This is a genomic window from Allorhizobium sp. nf9_anc (genome assembly GCF_056323085.1).
Window position 1 is genome coordinate 3,491,252 of record NZ_CM150481.1, and the last position, 14,158, is coordinate 3,505,409.

General features: G+C 62.5%; 14 protein-coding genes. 5 read left to right on the top strand and 9 right to left on the bottom strand.

Going from position 1 to position 14,158, the window contains the following annotated elements; genetic code table 11:
* Positions 1-18 precede the first annotated feature (18 nt).
* From AC02Y0_RS17015 to AC02Y0_RS17025, 3 genes are all read left to right on the top strand, one after another.
* Entirely contained in the window at positions 19-636 is a 618-nt protein-coding gene (locus AC02Y0_RS17015; RefSeq protein ID WP_102020731.1) for a LysE family translocator, read from the top strand.
* A gap of 174 nt (positions 637-810) precedes the next feature.
* The gene (gene cysK / locus AC02Y0_RS17020; protein ID WP_476380037.1) at positions 811-1,779 is read left to right on the top strand and encodes a cysteine synthase A; all 969 of its coding nucleotides are present in this window, start codon (positions 811-813) and stop codon (positions 1,777-1,779) included.
* A gap of 118 nt (positions 1,780-1,897) precedes the next feature.
* Positions 1,898-2,953: an HWE histidine kinase domain-containing protein gene (locus AC02Y0_RS17025; protein WP_476380038.1), complete on the top strand. Its 1,056-nt coding sequence runs from the start codon at positions 1,898-1,900 to the stop codon at positions 2,951-2,953.
* 43 nt (positions 2,954-2,996) lie between these two features.
* On the opposite strand, the gene AC02Y0_RS17030 is transcribed toward AC02Y0_RS17025, so the two are convergent.
* From AC02Y0_RS17030 to rsmI, 9 genes are all read right to left on the bottom strand, one after another.
* Positions 2,997-4,526, bottom strand: a complete 1,530-nt coding sequence (locus AC02Y0_RS17030; RefSeq protein ID WP_476380039.1) for a YifB family Mg chelatase-like AAA ATPase — start codon at positions 4,524-4,526, stop codon at positions 2,997-2,999.
* Between the two features lie 193 nt (positions 4,527-4,719).
* Positions 4,720-5,667: a glutathione synthase gene (gene gshB / locus AC02Y0_RS17035; RefSeq protein ID WP_476380040.1), complete on the bottom strand. Its 948-nt coding sequence runs from the start codon at positions 5,665-5,667 to the stop codon at positions 4,720-4,722.
* A 96-nt stretch (positions 5,668-5,763) separates the two neighbouring features.
* A complete protein-coding gene (locus AC02Y0_RS17040) occupies positions 5,764-6,255 on the bottom strand; it encodes a cupin domain-containing protein (protein WP_476380041.1) in 492 nt (163 codons plus the stop codon).
* An 86-nt stretch (positions 6,256-6,341) separates the two neighbouring features.
* The gene (locus AC02Y0_RS17045) at positions 6,342-7,454 is read right to left on the bottom strand and encodes a sn-glycerol-3-phosphate import ATP-binding protein UgpC (protein ID WP_476380042.1); all 1,113 of its coding nucleotides are present in this window, start codon (positions 7,452-7,454) and stop codon (positions 6,342-6,344) included.
* Between the two features lie 14 nt (positions 7,455-7,468).
* Positions 7,469-8,311, bottom strand: a complete 843-nt coding sequence (gene ugpE / locus AC02Y0_RS17050; protein ID WP_112247368.1) for a sn-glycerol-3-phosphate ABC transporter permease UgpE — start codon at positions 8,309-8,311, stop codon at positions 7,469-7,471.
* 10 nt (positions 8,312-8,321) lie between these two features.
* Entirely contained in the window at positions 8,322-9,203 is an 882-nt protein-coding gene (locus tag AC02Y0_RS17055; RefSeq protein ID WP_444558544.1) for an ABC transporter permease subunit, read from the bottom strand.
* Positions 9,204-9,269: 66 nt separating this feature from the next.
* On the bottom strand, positions 9,270-10,568 hold the full coding sequence (locus AC02Y0_RS17060) for an extracellular solute-binding protein (RefSeq protein WP_476380043.1): 1,299 nt from the start codon (positions 10,566-10,568) through the stop codon (positions 9,270-9,272).
* 135 nt (positions 10,569-10,703) lie between these two features.
* On the bottom strand, positions 10,704-11,072 hold the full coding sequence (locus tag AC02Y0_RS17065) for a YraN family protein (protein ID WP_444558542.1): 369 nt from the start codon (positions 11,070-11,072) through the stop codon (positions 10,704-10,706).
* Entirely contained in the window at positions 11,069-11,986 is a 918-nt protein-coding gene (rsmI, locus tag AC02Y0_RS17070) for a 16S rRNA (cytidine(1402)-2'-O)-methyltransferase (protein ID WP_476380044.1), read from the bottom strand. The genes AC02Y0_RS17065 and rsmI overlap by 4 nt, the downstream gene beginning before the upstream one ends.
* 224 nt (positions 11,987-12,210) lie before the next feature.
* Between rsmI and dnaN the strand changes: the two genes are divergently transcribed.
* Positions 12,211-13,329 carry a DNA polymerase III subunit beta gene (dnaN, locus tag AC02Y0_RS17075; RefSeq protein WP_476380045.1) on the top strand — a complete coding sequence of 373 codons (1,119 nt, stop codon included), beginning with the start codon at positions 12,211-12,213 and terminating at the stop codon, positions 13,327-13,329.
* Between the two features lie 126 nt (positions 13,330-13,455).
* Positions 13,456-14,049, top strand: coding sequence for a phospholipid N-methyltransferase PmtA (gene pmtA / locus AC02Y0_RS17080; protein WP_476380046.1), 594 nt, complete (start codon positions 13,456-13,458; stop codon positions 14,047-14,049).
* Positions 14,050-14,158: the final 109 nt, after the last annotated feature.

Here is a 14,158-nt window from a genome sequence, read left to right on the forward strand (position 1 = left end):
GGGCGAGGAGGAGCCCCCATGACACTGACGACCATCATCGCCTATTGCGGCGCCCTCTTCATTGCGGCTGCCATTCCAGGCCCCGGCATGACGGCGATCGTGGCGCGTGCGCTGGGCTCCGGTTTCCGCCCGACCTTCTTCATGGGGCTCGGGCTGATCCTCGGCGATCTCGTCTATCTGACCGCCGTCATCCTCGGTCTCTCGGTGCTGGCCAAGACATTCGTCACACCCTTCATCATTCTGAAGTTCCTCGGCGCGGCCTATCTCGTCTATGTCGCCTGGAAGCTATGGACTGCGGGCCTCGTTCCCCAGGACATCAAGGCGCAGAAGGCGATGCGCCCGGCGCTTTCCTTCCTGTCCGGCCTGCTGGTGACGCTCGGCAATCCGAAGACCATGCTCTTCTATGTCGCGCTGGTGCCGACACTCATTCCGCTCGAGGCGATCGGGCTTGCCGATTACATCCTGCTCGTCGGGCTGACCTTCATCGTGCTGATGGCGGTGCTCCTGCCTTACATCCTGCTGGCGGCCCAGGCGCGTGGACTGCTCAAGCGCCCTGAGGCGCTGAAGGTTCTGAACCGGAGCGCAGCGGGCATCCTGGCCGGCACGGCGGCCTATATCGCGGCGCGCGCCGCCTGAGTTTTCAAGGCATGCAACAAACCGACCGCGGGCGCTTTTCTCCTGAAGGGTCAAGAACGGGCCGGCGGCGGAGCAGATTTTTCCAAGGATGCCGCTCGCCGCGGCATGGCTATGCTGGAATGCACGGGGCACCGGGCGTAAGCTCACGCCAACCAAATCATCAGGGAGAGACACATGACTGAGCAGAAGAAACCCGGTCGCGGACGCGTCTATGGCTCGATCACTGAGACGATCGGCGACACCCCGATCGTGCGCCTCGACAAGCTGGCCAAGGAAAAGGGCGTGAAGGCGCATCTGCTGGCGAAGCTCGAATTCTTCAATCCGATCGCCTCGGTCAAGGATCGCATCGGCGTGGCGATGATCGAAAGCCTGGAAGCCCAGGGCAAGATCGTGCCCGGCAAGACCGTGCTGATCGAGCCCACGTCCGGCAACACCGGCATTGCGCTTGCATTCGCGGCCGCAGCCAAGGGCTATCGCCTGATCCTCACCATGCCCGAGACCATGTCGATCGAGCGCCGCAAGATGCTGGCGCTGCTTGGCGCCGAACTGGTGCTGACAGAGGGCGCCAAGGGCATGAAGGGCGCGATCGCCAAGGCTCAGGAACTGGCCGAGACGACGCCGGATGCCGTTATCCCACAGCAATTCGAGAACCCGGCCAATCCGGAAATCCACCGCAAGACCACGGCCGAGGAGATCTGGAACGACACCGAGGGCACGATCGACTTCCTCGTCTCCGGCATCGGCACCGGCGGGACGATCACCGGCACAGGCCAGGTTCTGAAGAGCCGCAAGCCGGAGATCAAGATCATCGCGGTCGAGCCGGCCGACAGCCCGGTTCTGTCAGGCGGCAATCCGGGACCGCACAAGATCCAGGGGATCGGCGCGGGCTTTGCGCCTGCCATCCTGGATACTCATGTCTATGACGAAGTGGTCACCGTGACCAATGACGAGGCCTTTGAAAACGCACGGCTCGTCGCGCGGCTCGAAGGCGTGCCGGTCGGCATCTCCTCCGGCGCAGCTCTGACCGCCGCGATCAAGGTCGGGCAGCGCGAGGAAAACGCCGGCAAAACGATCGTTGTGATCATCCCGTCTTTCGCCGAACGGTATCTCTCGACCGCCCTATTTGCAGGCCTCGGCGAGTAAGTTATCAAGGGAAGCGCCGGCGGTCGTCCGGCGCTTCCTCTATTGCGGGCGTCTCTTTCCCCGGTTAGATTGCCTCACAAAAAATTGATTTAGTTTTTCAAGTTCTCCCCGGGGGTCCATGCGCGCACTTCTTCACCGGCTGCCTGCCTTCGCTTCCGTCAAGGAGCAACTGTCGGCCGGCGGCCTGATTGCCACCTATGTGGCAAGCCTGATCGTCTTTGCGGTGGCGCTTGCTGTCCGCGCGTGGTTCGATCCCGTCCTACCGGCCGGCTTTCCCTTCCTCACCTTCTTCCCTGCGGTAATCATCTGCGGCTTCGTCTTTGGACTGCGCCAGGGGGTGCTCGTTGCCATCCTGTCGGGTCTGTCCGCCTGGTATTTCTTCATCAGCCCAGGGCGGTTCGACTTTTCCATGGGCACACGGCTTGCCATGGGTCTCTATCTCTTCGTTGTCACCACCGAACTGACGATGATCTATCTCGTGACCCGGGCCTATCGGCAGGAAATCGACACACGCGAGGAAATCCAGCGGCTGGCCGAGCAGCAAGAGGTGATGGCGCAGGAGCTTGATCACCGGCTCAAGAACATTTTCGCCACGATCAACGCGATCATCAGCCTCTCCCTGAAGAACGCCTCCAGCGCCGATGAACTCGCCGCACGGCTGCGCGACCGGCTGGCCGCACTCGGCCGCTCGAACCTTCTGCTACGGGGCCTGCGCGAAGGCGAGGACGCCTCGCTGCAGAGTGTCGTCTTCCAGGCGCTAGAACCTTTCGCCATCGTCGGCACCGCCCGGTTCGACGCGAGCGGCCCGCGTGTTCCGATCGGCGGCCAGACCGTGGTTGTCTTGAGCCTCATCCTGCATGAGCTCGGAACCAATGCTGCCAAATACGGCGCTCTCAGCGTAGCTAGCGGTCATGTCGATCTCGCCTGGTCGATCGACGCTCGTCCGGATGCCGACGAGCAACTCGTGATCACCTGGCGCGAAAGCGGCGGTCCGGTTCCCACCCCGCCGCTCGCCGGTGCGGGCGGGTTCGGCTCCACCTTGATGAAGCGCGTGATCGCCGGCGTGCGCGGACAGACCGAGATCAGCTATCCCGAAACCGGCGCCGTGATCCGCCTGACGCTGCCGGTCGACATGTTGCGCCCGACTGCCGAACCACCCTCAGACCAGCACTGACAAACGCCGGGCCCTGCACTTCGCGGCCTTCATGCAGCCGCCGTCATGCCGCCGCCGCGAGGCGTTCGGAAGCGATACGATAGGAGATGGCCTCGGCCAGGTGAATGCGCCCCAGCGTCTCCACGCCATCGAGATCGGCCAATGTGCGGGCGACCTTCAGCACCCGGTGATAGCCGCGCGCCGAGAAGCGGAATTTCTCGGCCGCATCGCGCAGAAGCTGCAGCCCGGAGGCATCCGGCTCGGCCAGCGTCTCGATCAGCGCCGTCGAGCAGCGGGCATTGGTGCTGAAGGTGAGACCGAGCCGCTCGAACCGATCCCGCTGGCGGGCACGGGCAGCCGCCACGCGTTTCGCCACATCGGCGCTGCTTTCGGCTGCGCGCGGCTTGATCAGGTCCGTCGCCGAGACCGCCGGGACGTCGATCCTGATGTCGATGCGGTCCATCAACGGGCCGGAAATGCGGCCCTGATATTCGGTCTGGCAGCGCAAGCCGCGGGCGCAGACATGTCCGGGCTCCCCCGCCATGCCGCAGCGGCAGGGGTTCATGGCCGCGACCAGCTGGAAATCGGAGGGGTAGGACACACGGTGATTGGCCCGGGCGATGATGCATTCGCCGGTTTCAAGCGGCTGGCGGAGAGCATCCAGCACGGGCGGCGCGAATTCCGGCAGTTCGTCGAGGAAGAGGATGCCGTGGTGGGCGAGCGATGCTTCGCCGGGTTTGGCCCTGAGTCCGCCGCCGACCAGGGCCGCCATGGTGGCGGAATGATGCGGCGTCCGGAAGGGACGGCGGTCCGACAGCTTGCCGCCGGAGAGCTGGCCAGCAATCGAATGGATCATCGAGACTTCGAGCAGTTCGGGCGCCGACAGCGGCGGCAGGATCGAGGGCAGGCGCGCGGCCAGCATCGACTTGCCCGAACCGGGAGGGCCAACGAAAAGCAGGTTGTGGCCACCAGCAGCTGCGACCTCCAGCGCGCGCTTGGCGCTTTCCTGGCCTTTGATATCGGCAAGATCAGGCAGATTGGCTGGAAGCGCCCGGATCGAGGGCTCGGGCCGGGACAGCACCTGGGTTCCACGAAAATGGTTGGCCAGCGCGATCAGGCTGCGCGGGGCGAGGATATCGATCTCGCTGCCGGCCCAGGCGGCTTCCGCGCCGCTGTCGCCCGGGCAGATCAGCCCCTTGTCCATGGCATTGGCGCTGATGGCAGCAGGCAAGGCGCCCGCAATCGGCGCGATGGTGCCGTCGAGATTGAGCTCACCGATGACCAGATAGCCGGACAATGCATCGCCCGGGATCGCGCCGAGGGCAGCCATGAGGCCCAGCGCGATGGGCAGGTCGAAATGCGAGCCTTCCTTGGGAAGGTCCGCCGGTGCGAGATTGACGGTGACCCGCTTGGCCGGCAGGGCAAGGCCCGAGGCGTGCAGCGCCGCCTGAACACGCTCGCGGCTTTCCGCCACCGCCTTGTCAGGCAGGCCGACGATCTGCATGCCGGTCTTGCCGGGCGCAACCATGACCTGAACCTCGACGGGCACGCCCTCGATGCCCTGGAATGCAACCGTACTGATACGCGCTACCATCGCCCGCCCTCGCCGATCGACCTTTAGTCGCCAATGCAACTTCATATTGCGTGTGGCGACAGGAACAATCTCGCATAAGAGGCATTGGAGCGCAAGAACATTTGCGGAACATACGCATCTTCAGATAGGCGTGCGGTTGCATCCGGTTGAGCAACCGGAACAACCGCTGTACTTCCAAAGAGGATTCAGAGCGTTAGGCGCGCTTGCGCTCGATCGCATCCCAGAGAAGGGCTGCGATGTCGGCGCCGCCGAACTTCTTTACTTCCCGCAATCCGGTCGGCGAGGTGACGTTGATCTCGGTCATGTAATCGCCGATGACGTCGATGCCGACGAGCAGGAAGCCGCGTTCGCGAAGCGCTGGGCCGATGCGGGCGCAGATCTCCCGCTCGCGTGCCGTCAGCTCTGTCGGCTCGGGCCTTCCGCCGGCATGCATGTTGGAGCGGGCATCGTGTTCGGCGGGCACGCGGTTGATCGCGCCGACAGGTTCGCCATCGACGAGGATGATGCGCTTGTCGCCCTTGCGCACCGCCGGCAGATAGCCTTGAGCGATGAAGGGTTCGCGGAACATCTGGCCGAACATTTCCATCAGCGAGGAGAAGTTGCGATCGTCGCGGGTCGAGTGGAAGACGCCAGCGCCACCATTGCCGTAGAGCGGCTTGAGGATGATGTCGCCCTGCTCTTCCCGGAAGCGCGCGATCTCGGCCGGGTCCCTGGTGATCAGGGTGGGCGGCATCAGGTCGGCAAATTCGGTGACGAAGATCTTCTCCGGTGAATTGCGCACCCAGGCCGGATCGTTGACGACGAGCGTCTTCGGGTGAATGCGCTCAAGCAGATGCGTCGCGGTGATATAGGCCATGTCGAAGGGCGGGTCCTGACGCAGCAGGATGACATCCATCGTCGAGAGATCGATGCGCTCGGGCGCGCCGAGGGTGAAGTGGTCGCCCTTGACGTCGCGCAGTTCCATCGGCTCGACGGTGGCAAAGACCTTGCCATCGCGCATCGAGAGTCTGTCGGGCGTGTAGTGGAACAGCTTGTAGCCGCGTGCCTGGGCCTCCAGGCTCATGGCGAAGGTGGAGTCGCCCGCGATGTTGATCGTGGATACATGGTCCATCTGGACCGCGACATTGGTAATCTTCGCCATGTGGTCTGTCTCCGTTCGGAAGTCTCGGAGATTTAGGCCGTGCGGCGGGCGATAGCAACGCCGCGCGGCCTCAATTTTGCTGAAGGAGCCTTCAGATCAGAGTGCCGAATATTTGCCGCGCCGCAGCGCATTGCGGATGCGGTAGAGCGTGGCCAGCGGCTCGGGGAAGGGTTTGCGCAGGAAGGCAACCTTGCGGACGTAAGTGTCCACCCGCCAGGTGGACCAGGTGCCCTGGCGGAAATAGGCGATGTCGCCGGCCTTCAGCAGACGCTGAACGCCGTCCTCGGCGGTGACGTTCACCTCGCCCTCCTGGATGACCACGGTCTCGTCCCAGCCGAAGAACCAGCGGAACTCGCCAGCGGTGCAATCCCAGACGGCCGTCAGGCTCGCCTCGTCGCCGCTTTGTGAATGCTCGCCAATGCGGGCGAGCGGGGTGCCGCGGATGATCCAGTCCGGATTGATCGGTGCAGCCTTGAATGCCAGATGATCACCGTTGGCGGCGATCACGGGCGGCTGGGCGTCGCCACGGCGGTTCGGCGCCGCCAGCGCCACGCTCGCCATTCCCGCCAGAAGAAGCTTCAGAGCCATCATTTCCCCCTTAAAAGTCGCTGCGGACGTTAGCAGCAAGCTTCTAAGGACGCGTGTTCCCGATCGCTAAAATGCTTCGGATCTGATCAGGCCAGGACCGGGCTTCGCTCGGCCACTGCGGTCTCGGCAGCGCCATCGCGTGCAATGGCTTCAAGGCGTCGACCGGTGTCGAGCGCGAAGAAGTGCAGACGCTGCGGCGCAATGCGCAGGGGCAGACGATCACCGAGCGGAACGTTGGAGCCGAGAACGGCGGTCAGAGGCTGATTGCCGACCAGGCCATGGACCAGACGCTGGGCACCCAGCTCTTCGACGTAGTCGATCGCGAGGTCGAACATCGTGTCGTTTTCGCTGGCGACGACCAGATCTTCCGCCCTGATACCGACTCGGACCTCGCCCTGAGGCCAGGCACCGCTCAAGGGAATGCGTGCGTCGCCGATTGCGAGCTCGGCTCCGTCGATGTGGCCTTCAACGAGGTTCATGGCTGGCGAGCCGATGAAGCTTGCGACAAACGTGGAGGCAGGGCGGTTGTAGACTTCAAGTGGCGTGCCGATCTGCTCGATGCGACCGCCGTTCAGGACCACAAGGCGATCGGCCAGCGTCATGGCTTCCAGCTGGTCGTGGGTGACGTAGATCGCGGTGGTCTTCAGCCGCTTCTGCAGCTTGCGGATTTCGCCGCGCATCGTGACACGCAGCTTGGCGTCGAGGTTCGACAGCGGCTCGTCGAAGAGGAAGACCGCCGGCTTGCGGACGATGGCGCGGCCCATGGCGACGCGCTGGCGCTGGCCGCCCGAGAGAGCGCGCGGCTTGCGATCAAGATATTTCTCGATCTCCAGCATCTTGGCGGCTTCCGCCACGCGGGCTGCGATTTCTGTCTTCGGCGTGCCGCGGTTCTTCAGGCCGTAGGCCAGATTGTCGTAGACGGTCATATGCGGATAAAGCGCATAGTTCTGGAAGACCATGGCGATGTCGCGATCCGCGGGCTCGACCTCGTTGACCACGCGGTCGCCGATCGAGATCGTGCCCTGCGAGATCGCTTCCAGGCCGGCGACCATGCGCAGAAGCGTGGACTTGCCGCAGCCGGAGGGGCCGACCAGCACGATGAACTCGCCGTCCTCGATCTGGATGTCGACGGTATCGACAGCCTTAGCGCCGCCCTTGTCGTAGATCTTGGAGACCTCGGTGATGTCGATGGACGCCATGGTCGGCACTCCCTTTACTTGTCGGTTTCGGTGAGGCCCTTGATGAACCAGCTCTGGAACACCACCACCACGATAACGGGGGGCAGGAGTGCGAGCACGGCCATGGCAAAGGCTTCGTTGTAATCGGGGATCTGCGAGCCGACCCAGACCTGCAGGATCTGCTTGATGCCGCGCATCAGGGTGTAGAAGCCCTCGTCCGTGGTCATCAGCATGGGCCAGAGATACTGGTTCCAGCCATAGACGAACATGATGATGAAGACGGCGGCGATCATGGTGCGCGAGAGCGGCAACAGGATATCGATGAAGAACTTGAACGGACCGGCACCGTCGATGCGGGCCGCCTCCAGCAGTTCGTCCGGCACCGACTTGAAGAACTGGCGGAAGAAGAAGGTGCCGGTGGCAGACGCCAGAAGCGGCAGAATCAGGCCCTGGTAGCTGTTCAGGAGCGAGAGTTCGCTCATGACCTTGTAGGTCGGCATAATGCGCACTTCGAGCGGCAGGAGCAGCGTGGTGAAGATCAGCCAGAAGGCGAGTGTGGCAAAGCGGAAGCGGAAATAGACGATGGCATAGGCCGCGAGCATCGAGAGCACGATCTTGCCGATCGCGAAGCCCAAGCCCAGGATCAGCGAGTTCATCGCCATGGTGAGCCCGGTTACCTGGCCAGTGAAGCCGCCGGACTTGAAAAGGACCTTGTCATAGGTCGTGGCGAAATCATCGCCGATCGAGAGCATCAGGCCGTTCGTATGGATCTCAGCGGCCGAATGGGTCGAGGTGGTGAAGGCGACGACCAGCGGCCCGAGCATGAAGATCACGCCCGCGATCAGGATCAGGTGGTCGAAGAATTTGGTGCGGTACATGGCGCTCTCCTCAACCGTAATGGACGCGGCGTTCGATGAAGCGGAACTGGATCATGGTCAGCACCAGGACGACCAGCATCAGGATGACCGACTGGGCCGAGGACGAGCCGAGGTCATTGCCGCGGAAGCCGTCGAGATAGACCTTGTAGACCAGCGTGATCGGGTTGTTCGCCGCCTTGTCCTTCACGATGACGTCGATGACGCCGAAGGTGTCGAAGAGCGAATAGGTCATGTTGATGACCAGCAGGAAGAAGGCCGTCGGGGTGAGCAGCGGCAGGATGACCGTCCAGAAGCGGCGCGTGCCCGACTTGCAGTCGATGGCGGCCGCCTCGCGGATCGAGGCCGGTATGCCCTGTAGCCCTGAGAGGAAGAAAATGAAGTTATAGGGGATCTGGTTCCAGACCGCGACCGCGACCATGGCGAAGGCCGTGTCGAAATAGTTGAGGCCGACCTTCATCTCCCAGCCGAAGAGGGCAGCGAACTTCACGAAGGGGCCGATATGCTGATCGAACAGCATCATGCCGATGAGGCCGGCGACCGGCGGGGCAATCGCATAGACGACAATCAGCAGCGTCTTGTAGGCCGACTTGCCGCGGATCACTGCATCGGCCTTCAAGGCGAGCAGCATGCCGATCGACAAAGCGAGAAAGGTAACGATCAGGCTATAGCCGATCGTGAAGCGGGCGATCCGCTGATATTCCGGCGAGGTGAGCGCATCCGTGTAATTGTCGGCGCCGACGAAGCTCGAACCGAAGCCGAAGGGATCCTCGATATAGAAGGACGAGGTGATCGCCTGCATCGAGGGCCAGTAGAAGAAGATCGAAATGATCGCGAACTGCGGCAGCAGGAACAGATATGGCAGGTATCGCGAGTTGAACTGGACGCGCTTCATGGAGCCCTCTCAATGCAAGTCCCGGGGGCTTGTCGCCCCCGGGTCCCAATCAAGTTTCAGAAATGATCAGCCAGCCGTCTTGGCGAAGCGGGCGAGAAGCTCGTCGGCTTCCTTCTTGATCGTTTCCATGGCGTCCTTGGCCGTGGTCTCACCGGCGAAGAGGCGGTTGTATTCGCGTTCCATCACGGCGCGGATCTGCGGGTAGAAGCCCAGGCGATAGCCCTTGTTCCACTCGGCGGTCGGCAGCTGCAGCTGCTGGATACCAACTTCGGCAGCCGGCTTTTCGTTGTAGTAGCCTTCCGACTTCGACAGCTCGTAAGCAGCGTTGGTGATAGCAACGTAGCCGGTGGCCTGGTGGTAGAACTTCTGGACTTCGGTCGAGGTCAGGAAGTTGAAGAAGGAGGCCGAGCACTTGTTTTCCTCAGCCGACTTGCCAGCCATTGCGAAGAGGGCAGCGCCACCGATGAAGGAGTGGACGCCAGCGCCTTCGATCGAGTTCCAGTAAGGCAGGAAGGTTGCCGAGAAGGGCATGGTGGCGGTCTTCTGCAGGCCACCGAAGGAGCCCGAAGAACCGATCCAGAGAGCAGCCTTGCCTTCTTCGAAGACCTTCTGGTTGTCGTTCCAGGCAGCGCCGTAGTAGCCGAACAGGCCCTGATCGTACCAGGCCTTCAGCTTGTCATACATCATGACGTGGTTTTCGTCGGTGACGTTGATCGTCGTGTCGACGATGCTGTCATAGCCGTTGTTGTTCGAAGCGAACTGGAGGTTGTTGCGCGAGAAGAAGTTCTCGGTGAACTGCCAGGTCAGCTGCGACTGGACGAGCGGGATGAAGCCGGCTTCCTTGAGCTTCGGAGCAATGGCTTCGAATTCTTCCCAGGTCTTCGGCGCTTCGACGCCGGCCTTCTTCAGGGCTTCGTCGTTGATGTACATGATCGGAGCCGAGGAATTGAACGGCATGCCGACGAACTTGCCGTCCGAGTCAGCGTAGAAGTAGCGGACGCCTTCGATGAAGGCTTCGCGGTTGAACTCGAAACCGTTGTCCTTCAGGAGGTCTTCGGCAGCAATCGTCGCGCCCTTGGCATTGATGATGGTAGCAGCACCGGCATCGAAGACCTGCAGGATGTTCGGCTGTTCGCCCGAACGGAAGGCGGCGATGCCGGACGACAGAGCTTCTTCGTACGAGCCCTTGGAAACGGGCGTCAGGACGCATTCGGCCTGGGCAGCGTTGAACTTCTGGGCGATCTCGTTGATCACTTCGCCGTTGCGGCCGCCCATACCGTGCCACCAGGTGATGTTGGTCGCGGCAAGCGTCGTCGATGCGGTCATGGTCAGGGCCAGAGCGGCCAGGGAAATCTTCTTGATCATGGGATAGATCCTCTCCACCGGTTGTTGCGGTGAGGGCTCCATTAGGCGTGCTCCGTGACAGCGACTTGAAAGTTTTATGTCACGGCTGTCACAAAACGAAGGTTTCACTCTTGCCAGGTCGAAAGTGAAACGAAGCTAAAATGCACTCTCGAAATGGGTTGGCCAGCGCCAGGGCCGCACCACGATGATATCATGGCGAAGTGACAGCCGTGTTGCATCAGATTGCCTGCGAAGCCAATGATCTGCGGCATTCGCGATGCGCCGCTCGGCTGCGTAGCCGACGGCATCGACACCGGCGCGCAGGTCTTTTCGGGCTTTCACTTCGACGAAAATGACGAGGTCGCCGCGGCGGGCGATGATATCCACTTCGCCTGCTTTCGTCTTGTAGCGGAGAGCCACGATCCGGTAGCCTTTGAGAAGAAGCGCGAGCGCCGCCCGGTATTCCGACCAGCGGCCCAGCCTCTCGGCGCGGATGCGTTTTCGATCCGCGCCCTTGGGCGTCATGCGGCCCCCTTGAGTTCCAGAAGGCGCTGGTAGAGGTCCTTGCGCGGCAGGCCTGTCAGCTTTGCAGCCTCGGTCGCGGCCTTCGCCGTCGGCATGGTCGCCGAGAGTTCGGCGAGCAGACTGTCGACGTCGGCGGCGTCAGGGGCAGCATCGGGCGCCGGCGGGCCGATGACGAGGACGATCTCGCCCTTCACCGTCTTGTCGGCATAATCGGCGGCGAGATCACCGAGCGGGCCGCGGCGGAATTCCTCGAAAGTCTTTGTCAGCTCCCGGCAGACGGAGGCCGGTCGATCACTGCCGAGTTCCTCGGCTGCTGCGACCAGCGTATCGCCGATACGGTGCGGGGACTCGAAGAAGATGAGCGTTGCCGGCACCTTGGCGAGCTCGCGCAGCCGGTCGCGCTTCGCCTTGTCCTTGGTCGGCAGGAAGCCGGCAAAGAGGAAAGCGTCGTTCGGCAAGCCCGAGCCGACCAGGGCTGCGAGCGGAGCAGAGGCGCCGGGGATCGGTACGACGCGGTGGCCGGCCTCGATGGCAACCTGGCCGAGGCGATAGCCGGGGTCGGAGACGAGCGGGGTTCCGGCATCCGAGACAAGCGCCACGGACTTTCCGGCTTCGAGCGCAGCGAGCAGCCGGGCACCTGCCTCGTCTGCATTGTATTCGTGATAGGCGTAGGGGCGGTTCTCAATGCCGTAGCGGTCGAGAAGGACGCGGGTGACGCGCGTGTCCTCACAGGCGAGCACATCGGCACCAGCCAGCGTTTCCAGCGCGCGGATGGTGATGTCGCCGAGATTGCCGATCGGCGTAGCCACCAGATAGAGCGCAGGCTCAAGCGGCCGTGCAGCGATCAGCGTGTCGTTGAGCCGATAGCGCTTCGAAGTGGCCGCGACCGGCGCATTTTTGTCTTCAGTTGTCATGTGGCCTTTATCCTCCACCCCCATGCTCGCGGCAAGGGTGCCGCCGCCATAAACCATTCCGATAACCTTAGCGTGGGACTGGCGTGGAAAACCTTGGAGCCTCTTGCTTTTCCCGCTCTTTTACTGCCATTTTGCCCGTCCACATCGTCCGGCCCGGGGACTGCCCGGCCCCTTTTTCCGATCCGGAACTCCGGAAGACGACACGTCGAAAGCGGTAGCATCCCATGCGTATAACTCTTGAACGGTCCAATCTCCTCAAGTCTCTGAACCACGTGCACCGCGTGGTCGAGCGTCGCAACACGATCCCGATCCTGTCGAACGTGCTGCTCAAGGCCGAAGGCGCGGCACTGGACATGAAGGCGACGGACCTCGACCTCGAGATCACCGAAAGCACGGCTGCCATGGTCGAGCAGGCCGGTGCAACGACCGTTCCCGCCCACCTGCTCTATGAAATCGTGCGCAAGCTGCCTGACGGTTCCGAGGTTCTGCTCGCCACCAATCCGGATGGCGGCACGATGACGGTAGCTTCCGGTCGCTCGAAGTTCTCGCTTCAGTGCCTGCCGCAATCGGACTTCCCGGACCTGACGGCCGGCACCTTCACCCATTCCTTCAAGATGAAGGCCGCGGACTTCAAGATGCTGATCGATCGCACGCAGTTTGCGATCTCCACCGAAGAGACCCGCTACTATCTCAACGGCATCTTCCTGCACACGATCGAAGCCTCGGGCGCGCTGAAGCTGCGCGCGGTCGCGACCGACGGTCACCGTCTGGCGCGCGCCGATGTCGATGCGCCCTCGGGCTCGGAAGGCATGCCGGGCATCATCATTCCGCGCAAGACGGTCGGCGAACTGCAGAAGCTGATCGACAATCCGGAACTGATCATCGGCATCGAGATCTCCGATTCCAAGATCCGCCTTTCCATCGGCTCGGTCGTACTGACCTCTAAGCTGATCGACGGCACCTTCCCCGATTACCAGCGCGTCATTCCGCAGGCGAACGACAAGGAAATGCGCGTCGACTGCCAGACCTTCGCGCGCGCCGTCGACCGCGTCTCGACCATCTCGTCTGAGCGTGGCCGGGCCGTAAAGCTCGCGCTGGCCGACGGCCAACTGATGCTGACGGTCAACAATCCGGATTCCGGCAGCGCTACCGAAGAAGTCGCCGTCGGCTATGAAAGCGACGCGATGGAGATCGGCTTCAACGCCAAATATCTCCTCGACATCACTGCCCAGCTTTCGGGCGAGGATGCGATCTTCCTGCTGGCGGACGCCGGCTCCCCGACGCTCATTCGCGACACGGCCGGCGCCGACGCGCTCTATGTCCTGATGCCGATGCGCGTTTAACGCTTCAAGGTTTCTGGCGGGCATTTTGCCCGCCAGCGTCATTCTCTCTTGCGTTTGCGACAAACTGGCCCAAAATTGTCGCAATCGGCTCGCAGCAATCGAGCAGCAAAAAGAAGAGGGACGATCATGGCCATTCGACTGAAGGAACGGTTCGAAAAGAAATTCGACGAGGAGATCCGTTTCTTCAAGGGCATGATGCAGGGTCCCAAGACCGTCGGCGCCATCGTTCCCACGTCTTCCGTGACCGCCAAGCGCATGGCAAGCGTCATCGATGTGAAGTCTGACCTGCCGGTCCTCGAGCTTGGGCCCGGCACGGGCGTCATCACCAAGCAGATCCTGGCGCGCGGCGTTCCCGCCGAAAAGATCGTTTCCGTTGAGTATTCGGAAGACTTCTACCGGCGCCTCGTCGAGGACTATGCCGGCGTCAACTTCATCCACGGCGACGCCTTCGACCTCAAGAATATCCTCGGCGGCTTTGCCGACCAGACCTTCGACTGCGTCATCTCCGCAGTACCTATGCTGAGCTTCCCGATGGAAGCCCGTATCCAACTGCTTGAAGACCTGCTGTCGCGCATCCCAGAAGGGCGCCCTGTGGTCCAGATCACCTATGGACCTGTCTCGCCGATCATCGCCAAGCCGGACCGCTACCACATCCAGCATTTCGATTTCGTCGTGCGCAACATCCCTCCGGCCCAGCTCTGGATCTACCGCAAGGCCTGATCGGCCACTTTTGCGGAGAACGGGGGATCGTCGATCCCCCTGCCCCCGTCATGCTTGCGATTCCGCGCGCGGCATGCGAGTGGACGAGGCATGGAGATCTGGCAGGAGT